This is a genomic window from Brevibacillus dissolubilis (assembly GCF_006170445.1).
Lineage (GTDB): Bacteria > Bacillota > Bacilli > Brevibacillales > Brevibacillaceae > Brevibacillus_B > Brevibacillus_B dissolubilis.
Genome location: NZ_VCNA01000001.1, coordinates 112,558 through 132,138, shown reverse-complemented (window position 1 = coordinate 132,138; position 19,581 = coordinate 112,558). Strand labels below are relative to the sequence as shown.

The following is a 19,581-nucleotide window of genomic DNA, read 5'->3' as shown; positions in this document are numbered from 1 at the left end:
GATAGACTCTCTCGTTGTTCATTCCCCCTGTCACAGGGGCATCGGCTGGTTCCGACGCCGCCTGATCTTGGGAAGTTGTAAGTTACTGATGCGAGAGACTCATCATCTCTAGTAGTTGTTCTTTTGATAGTTCACCTTTGGCTATCTTTTCGATAATCGATGCATATCGTTGTTCCTCATCGGTTGGTGCTTGTTCAGCGTGTGGCGTAAAAGGAACCGCTTCGTATCTTTCGCTTGTAATCATATCACTTACAGTCATATCAATCGGAGTCAAATCTATTGTAGCACGAACACGGGCGAGATCACCCTCGATTACCAACACTTGGGACTTGTTGGAGGCCATCGCCTGATAAAGGGCGAGAATACCAAGTGATGTCTGGAGCGGCTTCATCCCCATGGTTTTCATCATCATCTTCTCGATCTCTGGATCAACCCGCATGCCACCCTCTCTCCACAGCGGCCAGTTGATCGAGATGGTGTGTCCATGGCGCTGGCCTGAACCTCTTAACCGGTTACGGTAGTGGGCAAAGGCATCGAGGAAAGCATTGGCCGTGGCATAATCGGACTGGCCTGGATTGCCCCAGCCGCCTGAAATCGAGCTGAACAGTACAAAGAAATCAAGTGGCAGCTCCTTCGTGGCCTCGTCGAGATGAACCACACCCGATGCTTTTGGTGCGACGACACGCTCCCATTCCTCACGACTCTTTTTCATGAGGTAATTATCTAAAATCACACCCGCGCTGTGAAGAATCCCAGTCAGACCGCCATACCCTTGCTTGATGGCTGTAACCAAGTCCTCCACAGACTGTTGATTGGTGACATCTACGCTCTGATAAGCTGCGTGCGCCCCCAAGGCTTGCAGTTCGGTCAGCTTGGCTTGGATGTCAGGCTGCAGCGGTGATCTGCCTGTGAGAATCAGGGTGGCGTTCTTGACCCGCTGTGCAATTTCTTTGGCAAAAAGAAGACCAAGTCCGCCGGCTCCGCCCGTAATCAGATAGATTCCGTTGTCTTTCCACGGAAGCGTCGGATTGGACGGGGTTCCTTTTTGTTCGCTCCAGCCAGCTACCAATCGTCTCCCAGCCTGATAGCGAATGTGGGTGTCCATCGGGCTTCGGCTGTTTTCACGCAGTTTTTCAATGATTCCCGCCGTGTCTTCGTCTGTTCCCACTTCGATGAGCTGAGTAATCAGCTTCGGATTCTCTAAGCGGGCTGTTTTGAGTAGGCCGCCAAGTGCTGAGAGAAGCGTCTCGTCGTGATGTAGGATCACAATTTGGATGAGCACCATGCCTTTTGGCTTCTCTAGGATGATCGCTTTGACTGTTTCAAAGGCTTGCGCGGCATAGGTGCGGAATCGTTGTTCCATGCTTGGCTCATCGGATTGCAGGCGGGTGCATGTGACTCCATTCATCTGCTGGGTGATGGTGTCCGCATGCCCCCCATATGGCTGGGCCAGCATCACGATATGCTTCGTATAGCTGGTCTGCTGGGTGTCTGCTGCTTGTGCTTTCCAGACAGGCTCGATCAGCATCATCGGTTCAGAGGATGGCTGTGGAGCTTCCGGCTGGCGTGGACGATTGGCACTCTCCAGCATTCTGGAGGTGAATCCTCTCATCCGTATGCAGATGTTCCCCTGCTGATCAGCTACATCAATAGTAAGCTTCTGCACCTTGTCACCTGCAGAGCTTCCTTCGCTGTATCGGATCAGCGCCCACATGTCAGACGTGCAAGAACGCAGGATTTGGAGCTCTTGCAAGGCAAATGGAACGGCTGTCTGGTTGACGCCCCTGTCATTAGAAGTCATCAGATCAGTCCCGGCATGCAGGCCGACCGCGGCTTGCAAGGCTGAATCCATCAGGCTTGGATGCAGGACATACGCTTCTTTGCCCGCCGCCACATCCTTCGGTAAGGAGAGCTTCGCCAATACCTGCCCTTGTCCCAGATAGAGCTTTTCAATTCCTCTGTGACTTGGCCCGTACGCTAAGCCCATTGCCTCAAAAGCTTCATAGCATGTCTTGGCGGTAAGCACTCCGTGACTGCACTGAGATTGCAGAGCGGTCAGATCAAGGCTCGTGGCAGCAAGGTTCGGCGTTAGGATGGCTCTGCCTTTGCTGCAGATGATTGGTTCAGACTTGTCCGCTTCCTGTGAACGATAGATTTCGTAGCGGATTTCCCCTTTTTCTGCCGGGAAAAGTCCGATATGGACGTCAACTGGCTCTGCTCCAACGCTGATCGGGGTGGCCCATACAATATCGGTGAGCGTGATTCCCGTCTTGCCTGCTCGTCCTGCCTGTTCTACTGCGGCCCGTGCCATCTCCAGATAAGTGACGCCCGGTAAGACTTTTTGGCCCTGTACGAGATGGTCTCGGAGGAAAAATTCGTCGCCACTGAAGGTGGAGCGATACCGCTGCCCAGTGAAATCTGAGGTATTGGCATGCAGCAGTGGATGCAGGTAAGGAGTCGTTCCTGTTGTGGTGGTGGTTGCGGCCGTGCTGATCGGAGCCATTGCCCGGTCTAGCTGTGGAACCCAATAGCGCTCTTTGGCAAACGGATAGGTCGGCAGGCTGATTCGGCGCGGCAGCACATCTGTATCGGTGTACAGCTTGCCCCAGTCGACATTCAGTCCTTTTACCCACAAGTCAAGGAGCTTGGAATATTTTCTGCGTTGCAGCCATGTACTCACGGCAAGCTGCAATTCTTCATCGGCTGTAAAAATAGCCAAGGTTTCTTTATGTTCTTTTAACTGCCCGTGATAAAGGTCTTCGATGCCGGACTGATTGCTCAGGTAGCCGTTGAGCTTGGCTGTCAGCTCGTCGATGGAGCTGACCACGAGAGCAAGTCGGCTGTCCATGGCTTCCCGACCGATCTGGAGCGTGTAGGCGATATCGGCCAGATCGTACTGTGTCAGCGGCTGCTCCGCGATCGCGGACAATAAGCGCTGGGCTTGTTCGCGCAGCCGCTCTTCATTACGCGCAGACAGCAGGATCACGGCTGGGTTTTCCGGGGAAATCATCACGTGATGTGCTTGTTCGTGCTGATCGTTCGGGATGTATTCCTCGATCACGATATGAGCGTTGGAACCGCCCGCACCAAAGGATGAGATACCCGCGCGTCTTGGACACTCTTCTACTTTTCCGTCGACTTCGATCACAGGTCGTCTCCATTCTGCCAAATCCTGTTGGACGACAAAAGGTGTCTGAGCGAAATCAATGTTAGGATTCAACACGCTGGAATGAAGTGATGGAACAAGTTGACGGTATTTCATCTGGAGCAGCACCTTGGTCAGCGAAGCAATCCCTGCGGCACTTTCGCAATGCCCGATGTTGGACTTGGCTGAGCCAATCGCGCAGAATTGTCTGTCTTGCGTATACTCCCGGAAGGTTTTGGTCAAGCCCGCAATCTCTATTGGGTCACCGAGCGATGTACCCGTGCCATGCGCTTCGAGATAACTGATCGTACGCGGATGGATACCCGCTTCTTTAATCGCCCGTCCGATGGCACTTCCTTGGGCATTCGGGTTGGGAACGCTGTATCCGTTGGTTTTGCCGCCATGGTTGATCGCGGTTCCTTTGATCACGCCGTAGATCTGATCTCCATCGGCAATCGCTTGTGCGAGTGGCTTGAGCAGGACAGCACCCACCCCTTCGCTCGGTACATAGCCGTCGCCATCTTTTCCGAAGCTTTCACAACGCCCTTTGCTCGACATGTATCTGCCTTGGGCGAGCATCAGATATTTGTTTGGATGGACGGTGACATTGACTCCACCTGCGATGGCCATCTCACATTCGTTATGAATCAGGCTTTGGCAGGCGAGGTGAATCGCCGTCAACGAAGAGGAACACATCGTATCGATCGCCATGCTCGGCCCGTGGAAATTGCAGAAATAAGAGACGCGGTTGGCAATCGAGGACGGTGTACCGCTCAAAGCAAATGGGGTTCCCATCACTTGTGCCTGCGCACCATAGAGCTGATACTCCTCATTGATGACCCCCACATACACGCCGACATTACCCTCCATGCCAGTCCCTCGGTATGGCCCAAACGCTTCACGGGTATAGCCAGCATCTTCCAAGGTTTCATAGACCGCTTGCAGGAACAGTCTCTCTTGCGGGTCCATAATCTCTGCTTCCCGTGGCGTAATGTTGAAGAACAGCGGATCGAACTGGTCTACTCCGTCAATGAATCCTCCCCACTTGCCGTAGGTCTTTCCAAGCTTGCCTTTTCGTTCATCATAATACTGGCTGTGATCCCAACGGTCTTTCGGGATTTCCGTGATACAATCCTTGCCGTTCCGCAGGTTTTTCCAGAACTCATGGACAGTGGCTGCGCCTGGATAGCGTCCTGAGATCCCGATAATGGCGATATCGGAGGAGCGTGGGGCTACCGTGGCCTGATTCGCTAAGGATACGGATTCGGTCGCTGTAAATCGGGCTGGTTTGCTGCTGATGGACACGGATGGCACTGGTTTTTTGACAGGTGCAGGCTGCTCGGTTGCGATTGGCTGGACCGGTTTGATTTCCTGTGTAAGTCCAAGCAATTCAATCAGTTGTTCCCGGTACTCCTCAACGAAATAATCGGACAGATCCGCAATGTTTTGATATTCAAAGAATAAGGTTTTGGACAGAGAGCCAAAGGTTTTTTCCAGTTCGTTGGTCAATTGCGTGACCATGATGGAATCAATTCCATACTGTTCCATGGGAGCATCCGCTTCGATCAGATTCTCCGGAACCTTCAATACGGAAGAAAGCTGTTTGATGAGGAACTGGATGGTTTTTTCACGGAGCAGGTCTGCTCCAATCGATTCAGATGCGGGATGGAGCGGTGATGTTGGCTGGTCAAAATGGTTGTCGATTGTCTCGATATTCTCAATGTTCTCGATTGTCTCGATTGTCTCGGCAACCGCCTGATCATCCCCCGCCAGATAGCCGACTACACTGCGGATGGTTGGATATTCCACGAACAGGGTGACTGGGAGCTGGGTTCCGTATGACTTGTGAATGCTCTGGGCTAATTCCGACAGCATCACCTGATCGGCTCCATATTCCACCATCTCAATATCTACATCTACGTCTCTCGGATCTACCTTGAGCAGGTGGGCAACCGTCTGGATCAGGTGCTCCTGAATCTGCCCGGGAACTGGGATTCGGTCGATTCGGTTGATATGAGGATCGGCAGCCTTAGCCTGCTCCGGTTGGCTGGCTTCAAGCGCTTTGTTGCCCCGTTTTGGGGTCGGCTCCATATCGCCGTCCATCAGTCTGGACGTAAATCCTCTCATCCGTACGCGGATCATTCCCTGCTCATCGCATAGATCCACATCCAGCTTCTGTACCTTGCCGCCCACGATGCTGCCTTCTTGGTTACGAACCAGCGCCCACATGGTGGACCTGCAATCACCGAAGATTTCCAGCTCTTCTAAGGCAAATGGCACATATGGCTTGAGCGGCATCTCGCCACCTGCGAGTGCGGCATTCGCACCAACAACCAGTCCAATCGCTGACTGCAGGGCTGCATCCATCATCGTCGGGTGGAGTGCATATTGATCTGTGGTATCCGCGATCACGGATGGCAGTGACAGCTTCGCCAAAATCCGGCCTTGTCCCACATGCAGCAGCTCAATGCCTCGAAGCGCCGGGCCGTATTCCAGCCCCATTTGGTTAAAAATCTCATAGCATTCGCCTGTGGTCAGCGTCTGTTGGCTATCCTGTGCCTGCAAGGCAGTCAGATCAATGCTTGGGGCTTTTTCTGCCGGACGCAGTACCACGCTGCCCTGGCTGTACATGGTGGCAGGCTCGTTCGTGCCCGCTTGGTCAGCGCTGATGATTTCATATCGAATCTGTCCGTTGTCTTCGGGATAAAGTCCGATCTGTACCGCTACAGGCTTCTCCTCTGCTTGGAGCGGTCTTGCCCATACGATGTTTCGCAACAGCATTGTGGTGTCGGCTCGATGCTCCTCCCCAACGGAGTGCTTCACGGCCTCGCGAGCCATCTCCAGATAAGCCACTCCCGGTAAGATTTTCTGCCCTTTTACGATATGATCAGCGAGGAAAAACTCTCGTCCGCTGAAGGTGGAACGGAATCGTTGCAGAGACAGAGTCGAGGTGTTCTCATGCAGAAGCGGATGGAGCACGGCGGTTTTTTCGACTGTTGCTGTGGTGATCCCCCCACCAGCCGTGGATGTACCACCCGTAGAGGATGTCTTCTCAGCGGTCGATACCCAGTAATGATTTCTTACAAACGGATACGTCGGCAAGCTGATCCGGCGTGGCGTATCATCTCCGAACAAAAGGTCCCATTGGAGGTTATACCCTTGGCAATACAGGTCAGCCAAGGCGGCGAGTGTTTCTTCGTATGTCGTTGGATCAGCCAGCAGATTGCGGCTTCGTTGCAGCAGCTGTTGCGCAAGCTGTTGGGAGCGTTCTTCCACCTTAAATTTGCGGGGAACGGTGCCTTGGAACAGAGTGCGGGATTGATCCGTTGTACCTGCCTCTGCCTGCGTGATTTGTTGCAACTGATGAATCGCATCCTCGTGGTCTTTGACGACCAGCGCGAGACGGTGTTTGAAATGCTGGCGTCCTTCCAACAGGGTATAACTGACCTCAGCCAAGCTTCGGTCTTGCTTTTTCAGGGCTGCGAGCATATCCTTCGCTTTTTCCTGCAAGGCTTCGGCTGTCTTGGCGGACAGGGCGAGCAAGTAGGACGGTGCTGGCTGTGCCGTCGCAGCTGCTTGATTGGCTTGGTAGCTTTGTACCACCAGATGAACGTTGGTTCCGCTCATCCCAAAAGCACTGACCGCTCCGGTACGGCTCTTACCTCCGCTCTCTGGCCAAGGCTTATTGGCTTTGTTGACATAGAACGGACTTGCTGTCCATTGGATATATTCGTTCTCTTGTTCCAGATGCAGATTGGCCGGGATGGTCTCGTGGCGCATCGCCTGTACCAGACTGAGTAAGCTGACGACACCGGATGCTGCCAAGGTATGGCCAAAATTAGTCTTGGTCGAGGTAATCGCACAATAGGCTTGTTTTTGCGTAAAGCCACGGAATGCATCGTTGAGAGCATTGACCTCGACCGGGTCGCCCAGTCTCGTTCCCGTACCGTGGGTGACGATATAGTCGATCTCTTCTGGGTTGACGTGGTATTGCTGGTAGACCTCTTTGATCAGATTGGTTTGGGAGATCCCGCTTGGCGCGGTGATTCCGTTGGTTTTGCCGTCGTAATTGATCCCGCTTGCTTGGATCACGGCATGGATGGGGTCTCCGTCTGCAATAGCTTGGGAAAGTCGCTTGAGGACGACCACTGCCACCGCTTCACCTGGCACCATACCATTGGCGCGTTGATCGAACGAGTAGCATCTGCCGTCAGGAGACAGCATCCCGGCTTGACTCATGGCTGCAAACGGCTGTGGTGTGAGCATCAGGTTCACACCCGCTGCAACCGCCGTATCGCATTCACGGTTGCGCAGGCTCATGCATGCCTGATGGACCGCGACTAAGCCAGAGGAGCAGGCTGTGTTGATTGCCATATTCGGGCCGCTCAGATTGAGGAAATAAGCCAACCGCGCTGCGAGAATCGCATTATGATTCGAGGTGATCGGGCCATTATTTCCGACCAGCTGCAGGTATTCGTTGTTTTCGACACCGACGTACATGCCGATCTTGTGTTGCTGAATCTGCCTTGCTCCGTATCCGGCATCCTCCAATGCATTCCAAGCTTCCTGAAGCAAAAGTCTCTGCCTCGGATCGATACTCTCTGCTTCTAATGGAGAGATCTCGAAGAACAACGGATCAAATTCACTTACGCCTGGAACGAGTCCGCATTTCCACTCTGGTCTCTCTGACAGTTGACCAAAGAAACGCTCTTGCGGAACTTCCCTGACCACTTCCCGCCCTTCTGCGAGGATGCTCCACATCTCGTCCACATTGCGCGCTTCCGGGAAACGTCCACTCATCCCGATGATAGCGATTGGATCGTCTGCTGGCTGTGGGGTGGTGGCTTGCGGGGCAACGTTCATTTCGATCATTTCGATCATTTCGTTCGTTGCTACCGGTTCTTTTAATACACGGATTGGTCCTGCTTGCTCTTCCCGGTAAAATTCGTGGATGGCAGCCTGATGTTCACCGTTCAAGTATGCAGCCAGCTTTTCCAGAGTGGAGTGACTGAAGAACAAGGCCGGCGTAATCTCAATCTGATAATGCTTGGTCAGCAATGCAGCAAATTCAGTCAAGGTCACCGAGTCAAAACCAAAATCGGCCAGATTCTCATCCAGATCAAGCTCGTCCCGGGAAATCTTGAGGATTTGACCGGTGAGCTCTTTTAGATCCCATTCCAGACATTGCTCGATGCTAAGTCCCTTCATTTCAGGGCGTCTTCCTTTGCTGGAGTGGGTTGGGCTTACATTCAATACGTGAGGAGCTGATGCTGGTGCTGGCTTTTGATGTTCCCTAGGCGATTGAGCGTGTACTTGTACGGTTTCTTGAGCTTGCGTTGACGGTATTTTACGCTCGCTCTCCAGCCCTCGGTCGAGTCCCAAAAAGCGGTTTACACGCGAGCGCTGTCCGGTCAGCACCAGATGCTGGGTGGCCGATTGAGCGAGAATCTGTTCAAAGATTGCGATTCCCTCAGCTTTTTCCAAGAAACGCTGTCCGCTGGATTTGAGGTACATCTGGGCTGTCTCTTGCTCGCTGACTCCCATGCCCCCCTCTTTCCACAGCGGCCAGTTGATCACGAATGTCTGGCCTGTGTGCTGTTGTTGGCACTGGTTGCGATAATGGGCATATGCCATCTGGAAACGGTTGGCAACCGCATAGTCGCAGGAACCGAAATCACCGATGATCGCCGACGATGAGGAGAAGTAGCAGACGAAATCCAGTGGTGCGCCCGGCAGGACTTCTGCAAGCGCTTGGTCAAGTATCAGTGTTCCAGCGATTTTCGGATCAAGCACCTTCTGGAATTCGGGATACGCTTTGTCCAAAACCGTCCGGTCGCTCTCCAACCCGGCCGCGTGAATGACGCCGTCGATCTGTCCAAAACGCGCTTTTGCCTGTTGCAAACCTTCCTTGATCGCAACAGCATCGCAGATGTCGGCCTGTACATACATGATCTGGCTGCCGAGGGCTTCCAATGCTAGGATGCTCTTACGTCTGGCTTCATCCAATGGGGATCGGCCAAGCAGGATCAGATTTACTCGTTGAGCCGTGGCAAAATGGGTTGCGAATACGAGTCCAAGTCCACCCAAACCGCCTGTGATGAGGTATGTCCCTCCCGCCCGCAGCGACGGTGTGCCTGTCGCAGATGCTGATGGGTGTGTCGGTGTGCCTGTCGTAGCTGGCGATTGGTGTGTGGGTGTAAGCGTCGTCGGCTGAATTCGGCTGACATAGCGCGTTCCGTCTTGGTATAAGACGCTTTGGGCGTTATCAGCTTGGAGTTCTGTCCAGAGCACGTTCGTCCAATCTGTCATGCTGGACTCTTGGGACGATGCTTTTGCCTGTTGGCAGATGACATTCACTTTAGTATGTGGAAGGAGCAGTCCCAAGGAACGCTCAAAGCCGATCCATGATTCCAGATAGCAACGATCCAGCTCATCCTCATATTGACCTGCGAGGATGAGTCGTGATGGCTTCACCTTCTCGGTGGACATCGCTTGGAGCACATGGACAATCGCGGAATAATCCTGAATGCTTGTCACATCTTCCAACGGCCACAGGTAAAGGATCGCATCTACATCTCCGTGATCCTTCTTGATCCGGGCAAAAGCTTCCCGGTAATCATCTGGATTCGTGCGGGAGACCGTGTACTGTTCGGGTTCGTGTACGTTTTCGCGGGATGCTTGGGACAAGTTCGTGCCTTGTGCGATAAAGATCAGTTTGGTTGCCGGTTGACGCTGTTGCAGGGTCTCTGCCATCGTCTGTTGGTTAACCCCATCAGAGAGGAAGCATACGACCGTGTTCAAACCCGTATGCGAAGATGTCTTCGCGTCCAAGCCCTGCTCCTGCCAGATTTCTTCGAATGTCATGATCTCATAGGCTTCTTCGGAAGGAACCGCTTTGGCAGGTGCCCCCTCTGCCATTGGAATCCAATATCGTTCCTTGGCAAATGGATAGGTCGGCAAGCTGATCCGTCTTGGTTGCACATCCCCGTACAGCTTGTTCCAATCCAGTTGGAGTCCCTTGACCCACAGTTCCAGCAGCTTGGAGTATTTTTGGCGTTGCATCCATTTTTCGATGGTTTCTTGCATTTCTTCATCTATAGTAAGGGCCGCAATCATTTCTTTGTGCGGTTTGATCTGTCCCAGGTAGAGACCGTCAATGCCAGTGCGTCCTTCTACAAAGGCAGTGAGTTTGTCCGTAAGCTCCTTGATCGATCCGGCAACTATACCGAGGCGTTCGTCCATCGGTTCGCGTCCGATCTGCAGCGTGTAGGCGATATCGGCTAAGTCGGCGTCTGTGAAGGAGTGCTCGTCAAGCGCTGTCAGCAATCGCTGGGCCTGTTCTTTTAAGCGGTCAGCATGTTTGGCGGACAATACGATCACAGCCGGAGATGCTGGTGTAGTCTGGGTGGAGGCTTGATCTTGCCCGATTGGGATGTACTCTTCGATCACGACATGTGCGTTGGAACCGCCTGCACCGAAGGAAGAAAGCCCTGCCCGTCTCGGGTACTCCTGCTTGTTCCCGTCGAGCTCAATCACGGGGCGACTCCATTCAGACAGCTCCTGCTGGACGACAAATGGAGTGCTGGCAAAATCGATGTTCGGGTTCAGCTCCTGTGAATGCAGGGAAGGTACGAGCTGCTGGTATTTTAGCTGGAGCAAAATTTTTGTCAGTCCTGCAATACCTGCCGCACTCTCGCAATGACCGATGTTGGACTTGGCTGATCCGATTGCGCAGAATTGTCGGTCCTGTGTGAATTCCTTGAAGGTTCTCGCCAAGCCGGCAATCTCAATCGGATCACCCAACGATGTCCCTGTACCGTGCGCTTCAAGATAGCTGACCGTCCGTGGATCGATCCCCGCCTCTTTGTAGGCCTGTCTGATGACGGCCGCTTGGGCATTCGGGTTCGGTACGGTGTATCCATTGGTCTTCCCGCCATGATTGATCGCGGTTCCTTTGATGATTCCGTAGATGTGATCACCGTCTGCAATCGCTTTTTCCAGCGGTTTGAGCAGGACTGCGCCTACGCCTTCACCCGGCACATAGCCGTCACCGCCTTGCCCGAAGCTTTCGCAACGCCCTTTGCTTGATAAAAAGCTTCCTTGTGTGAGCATCAGGTATTTATTCGGGTGGATGGAGACATTGACTCCCCCTGCGATGGCAAGCTGACATTCCCCTTTTTGCAGGCTGTGGCAGGCAAAATGCAGGGCGGTCAGGGATGAGGAGCACATGGTATCAAGTGCGACACTCGGCCCGTGGAGATTGAAGTAATAGGAAACCCGGTTGGCAATCGAAGAGAGACTGCCGCTTACGGCGACAGGTTGTCCCAACGCTTGGGCCTGCGCGCCATACAGCTGGTACTCTTCGTACATGACGCCGACATACACTCCGACATTGCCATCCATTCCCTGTCCCTGGTAGGAGGCCAAGGCTTCACGGGTATAGCCCGCATCCTCGATTGCTTCATAGACGCTTTGCAAAAAGAGCCGTTCTTGCGGGTCCATGATCTCTGCTTCGCGTGGAGAGATGTTGAAGAACCTTGGGTCGAACTGATCTACACCGTCGAGGAAGCCGCCCCATTTGCCGGAGTTTTTTCCGGTTGTGTTCTGGCTAAGTTCGGTATGCAGGCTTGGGTCCCAGCGGTCTTGGGGGATCTCGGTGATGCAATCCTTACCGGCACGGAGGTTTTTCCAGAACTCGTGGACATTGGCCGCGCCTGGGTAGCGACCAGACAGGCCGATGATGGCGATGTCTGAGGTGTGGGATTGGTCTTGAGCTTGGTTGGCTGCTTTGTAAGTGTCGGCTTGCCCTCGAACTAGGGTTGACGATTCGTTAGACGCGGTTACTGGCTGGATGAGTGCCGGACGCGAATGTTTGCGAAGTCTGGAGTAGGCTGGTGCTGGCTGGATACGCTCCATTGGTTGAACTTGCTCTGTCACGGGGGACATCCCGCTGACGCTAAGCTCGTCAACTCTTTCGACGGTCTCCTCTGTCTTTTCACCCATTCCGAGCAGCTCGGTCAGCTTTTCCCGATGTGCCTCAACGAAATAAGCGGTCAGCTCCCGAATGGTTTGATATTCGAAAAACAAGGTTTTGGACAGGGAGCCAAATGTTTTTTCCAGCTGTTCGGTCAATTCCATCACCATGATCGAGTCGATGCCGTACGCTTCCATCGGGGCATTGGCTTCGATTTTGCCCGCTGGAAGTCCGATGACGGTGGAGAGCAGCTTGATCAGGTATTGAGTTGCTTTTTCCAGAAGGGCCTCTGGTGTGGCTGGATGGGTCGTCGTTGGTTGGGCGAGCGAAACAGGTTGTTTAGTCTCAGCAGAAGCAGGTTGCTTGGTCTCGGCAGACACATGTTGCTTATTCTCTGCAGGAGCAGTTTGCTTTTTTTCGGCAGACCCTGCTGAGCTTGTCACATTCGTGGTAAGCAAAACCTGCTTCATCCGCTCCACATTCCCTTGCACGACCATGATCCGATGCTTGCCCGCGGCTACTCCTTGGTAAAAGGCCCGGATGCCATTATCGGTGCTTATGGCCACCATTCCCATCGTCTGCTTCATCCGCTTTTCGTTCTCTGCGCTGAGCGTCATGCCGCCCTCTTTCCACAGCGGCCAGTTGATTGACATCGTATGTCCGTGACGTTGACCGGATTGCACCAGCCCGTTGCGGTATGTGGCATACGCATCCAAAAAAGCATTGGCAACAGCATAATCCGCCTGCCCCGGATTGCCCCACTCTCCTGCAACAGAAGAGAACAGGACGAAAAAGTCAAGCTGGATATCCTTGGTGGCTTCGTCTAGATGGAGCAGACCAGATACCTTTGGGGCGAGTACGTTTTGCCATTCGTCCGTGGTCTTTTTCAGAATAAAGTTGTCGTGGATGATACCCGCACTGTGGATGATGCCGTTGAGTTGCCCGTGCTGTGCGGTGATGCTCTGGATCAGGCGCTCGACCGCTTGCTTGTCCGTGACGTCCACCTGTTGATAATCGACACGTGCTCCCAACGCTTGCAGATCTTTCAGCTTGCGTTTTTTGTCATGGTCAAGTGCGGTTCGGCCTGTGAGGATCACGAGTGGATTTTGGCATGTATCGGCGATCTCCTTGGCAAAAATCAGGCCCAATCCTCCGGCGCCGCCTGTAATGAGGTAGACGCCTTGGTCCTTCCATGGAAGGCGGTCTTCCTGTGACGGTGACTGCACCTCGCTCCAGCCGGATACGAAACGTCGTCCCGCGTGATAGCGGATATGTGTATCCATCGGTTGTCGGCTGTTCTCGATCAGATGGCGGGCGATGGACTCAGCCTCTTCTCCCGCCTCCACTTCGATCAGTTGTCCAATCAGCTTCGGATTCTCAAGCTGTGCGGTTCGTAACAGGCCAGTGAGTGCTGAGAAAAGCTGCTGTTCCCCGTGATTCGGGATGACGACTTGGATCAGGACGGTCTCTTTTGGCTTCTGGAGAATGATGTTCTGGATTTCTTCAAAAGCACGGACCGTACTTTCACCAAACGATGCTTGGTTGCTGTGTACGCTCGAATCCGTATGCAGACGGATGAATTTCGCATCTGGAAGTTGGCTGGTCAACGTGCGGCATAGCATTTCGTCACATCCAGCGGTCATGACGATCTGTTGCGCATAGGCAGGTGTGACAGCTGCACGATCAATCGCTTGCTCCTTCCAATCCGCTTCCATCAACAGCATGCCGTCTTGAGAATCCGTATGGCTTGTCTCGCCACCGAATCCTCTCGTGGTAAATCCTCTCAGGCATACACAGAGATTGCCCTGCGCGTCGCATATGTCAATATCCAACATCGCTGCTTGGTCTTGCGCTGTGCTCTCTTGGCTGTAGCGAACCCATGCCCACATGTCAGATGTGCAAGGACGGAGAATCTCCACCTCTTGGAGCGCGAACGGTACTCCAGGCTTACCCGCAACCATCTCGCCGTCTACATCCAGCATCAGACCGACCGCCGCTTGCAAGGCGGAATCCATGAGGCTTGGATGCAGGACGTATTGTTCTTCGGTAGCGGCTATGCAAGACGGGAGCGAGAGCTTTGCGAGTACCTCTTGCTGACCGAGATACAACTTCTCTATTCCCTGATGAGATGGGCCATACGCGAGTCCCATCTTTTGGAAGGCTTCATAGCATTTCTCCGCATCAATCGTTCCACGGCTGCACTGTGCTTGCAGGGCAGACAGGTCAAGCGTTTGCGGGTGAAGCGAATCTTCCCCATGTTGAACCATTATGGCTAAGCCACGGCTGTGGACGAGTGGCTTCGCGTGACTTTCTGATTCTGGTTCACTGTAGACGATGTAGTGAATCTCGCCATTTTCATGCAGATCAAGACTGGTGTGCACGTGAACAGGTGCATCGCCCACACGGACTGGGCTTGCCCACACGATATTTTGAAGTACCATGTTGACCGGAGCCGCACCACGTACGGACTCTGTTACTGCGGCCCGCACCATCTCCAGATAGGCGACGCCCGGCAGGATGTTGTGACCGTTCACGACATGATCAGCGAGGAAAAACTCTTGCCCGGTAAAAGTCGAGCGATACCGCTGTTCCACGAAATCCGATGTATTTTGATGCAATAACGGATGGAGGACAGCCGTCTTCGCTGATTCCTTGTCCGTATCGTTGTTGCCACGGGTACGGGTGCTGTCTGCTCCAACGGCAGGCTGTGCTTCCACCTTCGGAACCCAATAACGCTCTCTGGCAAATGGGTACGTCGGAAGCGGCATCCGGGAGTACTGTCCTTTGGAAAATAATTGTTGATATTCCAACCCATAGCCTTGGACATACAGATCGGCCACAGTAGTTAGGTACTCGTAATACTCACCTGCATCCTGGGTTGTGCCCGCATGTTGAATGCATTCATTGCCATATCGTTTCAGAGCAGCCTGTTCGCGCTGTTCATTTTTGTTCAGCTCAGCCACATACACCTGTGTTGCGTTCCCCTTATCCAACCATTTACGCAGGTAGGCAACTAGCTCATTCTGACTGCGGATGACCGTTGCGAGGCGGCAATTCAGATGCTTACGCCCGACCAGCAAGGTATAGCTCATATTCCCGCAATCGATCTGCTCCCCTGTCTCGCAGAACTCGACGAGCTGCAGAGCCTGTTCTCTCAGTTGTTCAGGGGTACGGGCTGACAGGGTGATGAGGTAAGCGGGCTTCACCGTATGCTTGCGCTGTACATGCGGTGCTTCTTCGATGACGATGTGCGAATTCGTACCGCTGAAGCCAAAGGAGCTGACTGCTGCTGCACGCTTCGTCCCTGGATTCACAACCCAATCCTTGGTCGTGGTATTGACGTAAAACGGGCTACCATCGAACGAAATATTCGGGTTGCCGTTTTGATAATGCAGCGATGCTGGGATTTTTTGATGCTGGAGCGAAAGCAGGATTTTGATGATTCCAGCCACGCCCGCAGCGGTTGCCGAATGCCCGATATTGGTTTTGATCGAGCCGATTGCACAGAATTCGTTCTGATCGGTGTAATGACGGAATGCCTTGGTCAGCGCCTGGAATTCAATCGGATCGCCCAGCTTCGTGCCTGTTCCGTGGGCTTCGATCATCTGAATCTGCTCGGGATGAATCCCGAACGAATCGTATACCTCAAGCTCCAGCCGCTCCTGAGACTTGGCGCTTGGCGCTGTGATGCCGTTGGTCGTGCCGTCTTGGTTGACCGCCGTTCCACGGATCACACCATGGATATGATCGCCATCCGCAATCGCATCGGAGAGACGCTTCAGGACAACGACACCCACCCCTTCGCCTGGGACAAAACCGTCTGCCCGATCATCAAACGTATAGCACCGCCCTGTCGGCGAAAGCATGCCCGCCCGGTTCGATGCGAGATAAAAATTCGGAGTGGATTGAACGAAGATACCGCCCGCGAGTGCCATCTGTGTCTCGTTGCTCCACAGACCTTGGCAGGCAAGATGAACCGCCACCAATGAACTGGAGCATGCGGTATCTACTGCGATAGCCGGCCCTTGCAGATCGAGATAGTAAGCGATCCGCGCAGGAATGACGGAGTTGGCATTGCCCCAGAAGGATTGGGCAGGAGGTGTGTCGCCAAGCAGATGCTGGTAATCAGGCGCACTGCATCCGACATATACGCCGCATCTGCTTCCTTGGACGGCCTCTCCTGCGTAGCCCGCATTCTCCAGCGATTTCCAAGATTCTTCGAGGAAAATCCGCTGCTGTGGGTCCATGTAGGTAGCTTCCGTCCCCGAAATATTGAAAAAGAGCGGGTCGAACTGATCGATATCATCGATGAAGCTGCCATGCTTGCAATAGGTTTTTCCTTCTGGCTCGTATTGCGACAGATCCCATCTGGAGGCTTCCTCGATCAGATCGTCCCCTTGAGCCAGATGCTCCCACAGCTCTTGTACGTTCTTCGATTTGGCGAAGCGTCCGCTCATCCCGATGATAGCGATTGGCTCCTTTTGTCCGAACGGTGTGGATGCGTAGCTTGGCTGTGCAAGGTTGGCTTCTTGGCTCACTTGATTGGTTGCAGTCGCTTGGTACTGATACGCCTCAGGGATGCTGACGACAACCTTGCCGATATTGCCGCGGTCTTCGAGACACTGATAGGCTTCCTTAACCTGATCGAGCGTGAAAATCTGGCTGATCGTCGGGCGGATGACACCCTGATCTACCAGCTGTGTCATCTCTTGCTGGTATTCTCTTAATTTATGTAGATTGGCAAACCCAAGCTTACGCAGATCGACACTGTAGAAGGTCTGGTTGTTATTGAGGACGGACAGATCGATCGTTTTGGCTGATTTCAGTGCGGTCATGGCGATTTCGATGTATCTGCCGCCAGGGGCTAAGCAATTCATCCCCTTTTGGATCGCGTCACCCGCCAAGGTATTGATGACGACATCGACGCCTTTTCCATTGGTAAGCCGCTTGATCTCTGCCTCAAAATCATGTTCGAGATAGTTGATCGTATGTGGAACGCCGAGCTCTCGGAGGTAATCCAGCTTGTGCTGTGAGCCTGCTGTCGCGTAGATCTCCGCACCGATCGCTTGTGCCATCTGTACCGCGATCAGTCCGGTACCGCCTGTGGCCGTCTGAATCAGGATGCGCTCGCCCTTTTTCAGTTGGGCACGGTGGAAGGCATCGATCATCGTGACAGCAACCGTCGGCAGTGAGCACGCTTCTTCAAACGATAATTCCTTGGAGACGGGATACACGTATTTTTCAGCGCAGGTGATCAAGGTAGCTTGTGCCCCCATCGACTCGCCTGCACAGAACACGACCGCATCTCCCTTTTGGACAGTCGTGACAGCACGCCCTGTCTCGATGACTACCCCGCTCGCCTCAAAACCCGGAGTAAATGGATAAGGCGGCATCGTCGGGTACAGCCCTTTTACACTGAGCAGGTCACCGAAGTTCAAGGCAAACGCACGGACGGCGATGCGGACTTCATCATCCTGTAACGCAGGAGCTGCGGATTGGATCAGACGGAGGTCATCAATCACGCCTGGTCGCTCTATGATCACGCGGTAGTAGTGGGAATCCTTCTGTGGTGGTACTTGGACTGTCTCGGTGGTTTGGTGGGATTGTACTGGTTCTTTTGTTGACATAGATGCTGGCGTGGCTGCTGGCGTAACCTGGATCGGAAAATGATCCGCTTGTAGAATTGGTGCGCTAGTCTCCGCTTTTGGCAAGGGTGCGAACGTTTGAACGTAGTTGGTTTGAACGTAGTTGGTTTGAACAGAATTGGTCTCCTCAACTACTGGGGCTGTCGGTATTTCGGCTGTTGGCTCTTCAAATGCTTCTTCAAACGTTTCTTCTTCTGCAATCTCCGGCTGATCTTTTCTAAGTAGCGTCACCAGATCATTTTTATGTGTCTGGAAGATATGCTTCGTCAGCTGATCTACATTGTTATAGTCAAATAAAACGGTTGTTTGCAGAGTCAGCTGAAAAGATTGGTTGATCAGATTGATCAGGTTGACCGCCACGATGGAATCGACACCGTATTCGGAGAAGCTTTGGTCATTTTGAATTCTGCTCTCATCCATTTTCAAAGCGGCTCCGATATTTTCCCGGATGGATGTCCGGACGAAGTCCTCGATCATCTGATCAGGCAGGTCGAAGCTTCTGCTCCGTGCCGGTTTTGTGGATGGAGCGTTAGACTTCTGTGTGGTTGGTCGAGACATTGGCTGGCGGGCCGTTGCTTGCTGCTCGATTTTGGTTGTATGGGACACAGCAGCAGAGTGGCTGGCTGCTCCCTGAACGGGTTGGGCAGACTGTACCGCTTGCGTCTTCTGCGCCTGTGGCAGACTCCCCGGCTTTTTCTGTGCGAATCCTTCAAACCGGTTGTTCCGCATAACGACCCCGTCACTTTCCGCTATAATAATCTGCTGTCCCCACTCCGACGCCACTTGGGCTGGGAAGGAAACCGACTTGAAGCCCTCGATCTCCAGCACTTTTTTCCAGTTGGCAGGTGATAAGCCTGGACAACCTGGGATTCGTAGGGCTGTATCCTCGTACAGCCACCACCCCTCCAAAAGTCCAAAGGTCAGATGGTTAAACAGAGAATTGGCTGTAATCTCATTTAATAGAATCAAACCCTTGCCCTTAAGCACCGCTTTGGCATTGCGCAAGGTTTGGCGGATATTTTTGGTGGCATGCAACACGTTGGCTGCGATGACGATATCGTAGGAGCCTGGCTCCACGTTCTGGTTGGACAGTGGTGCGGATACATCGAAGATTTGATAGGTCAAGTATGGATTGTCTGGACCGTATGTAGCTTCGGCATGCAGTAAAAAGGCTTTGGAAAGATCGGTATAGCAATATTCTTGGATATGGTTTTGAAAAGGCTTCAGCTTTTTGAACAGGCCGGCACTTGTTCCCCCTGTCCCTGCCCCGATCTCGATGATGCGGATGCGGGCAGCGGGGTCTTTTTGCAGGCGTTGTTGGATATAGGTGATGACCGAGTTGCCCAGCGCTTCATTGAAGTAGTCTGCGACTGGGTTGTGTTTATAGATTCCTTCTACCAAAGCCATGGAAGAGTTGGGAAACATGATATCGGTGGCGAGCGTCTTTCCCGTGAGGATGTCAGGCAACACACGAAGTGTTGCCTCCACCAAAATCACCTGTGCTCTCGTAGCACCGTCAGACAGCCATGCGGTTTTCTTCTGATCCCACTCTCTCCATGCCTCATCGAGATCGACGCTGGCGTTGGCTACATAGGTCGTACCGTCAGCCTTGATATACTGATGTCGCGTTAAAAACGCAATGCTTTCTTTCATCCATCTATGGTATAAATCACGCAGCCCCTTGTTGCTCAGGAGATCAGCCCAGCCCATAGACTGGAACTGACCCCATAACAATTTGCAGAGGAGCTGATTGATTTGTTCTTGTTGGTGACTGATCTGTCGAATCAATTCGTTCGTATGCATGGTTCATCTCCTCC

1 protein-coding gene is annotated in these 19,581 nt (G+C 53.2%); it reads right to left on the bottom strand.

Annotated features, from left to right (window positions below; genetic code table 11):
* Nucleotides 1-82: 82 nt before the first annotated feature.
* Nucleotides 83-19,567, bottom strand: coding sequence for an SDR family NAD(P)-dependent oxidoreductase (locus tag FGI41_RS25295; RefSeq protein WP_255298242.1), 19,485 nt, complete (start codon nucleotides 19,565-19,567; stop codon nucleotides 83-85).
* Between the last annotated feature and the right edge of the window lie 14 nt (nucleotides 19,568-19,581).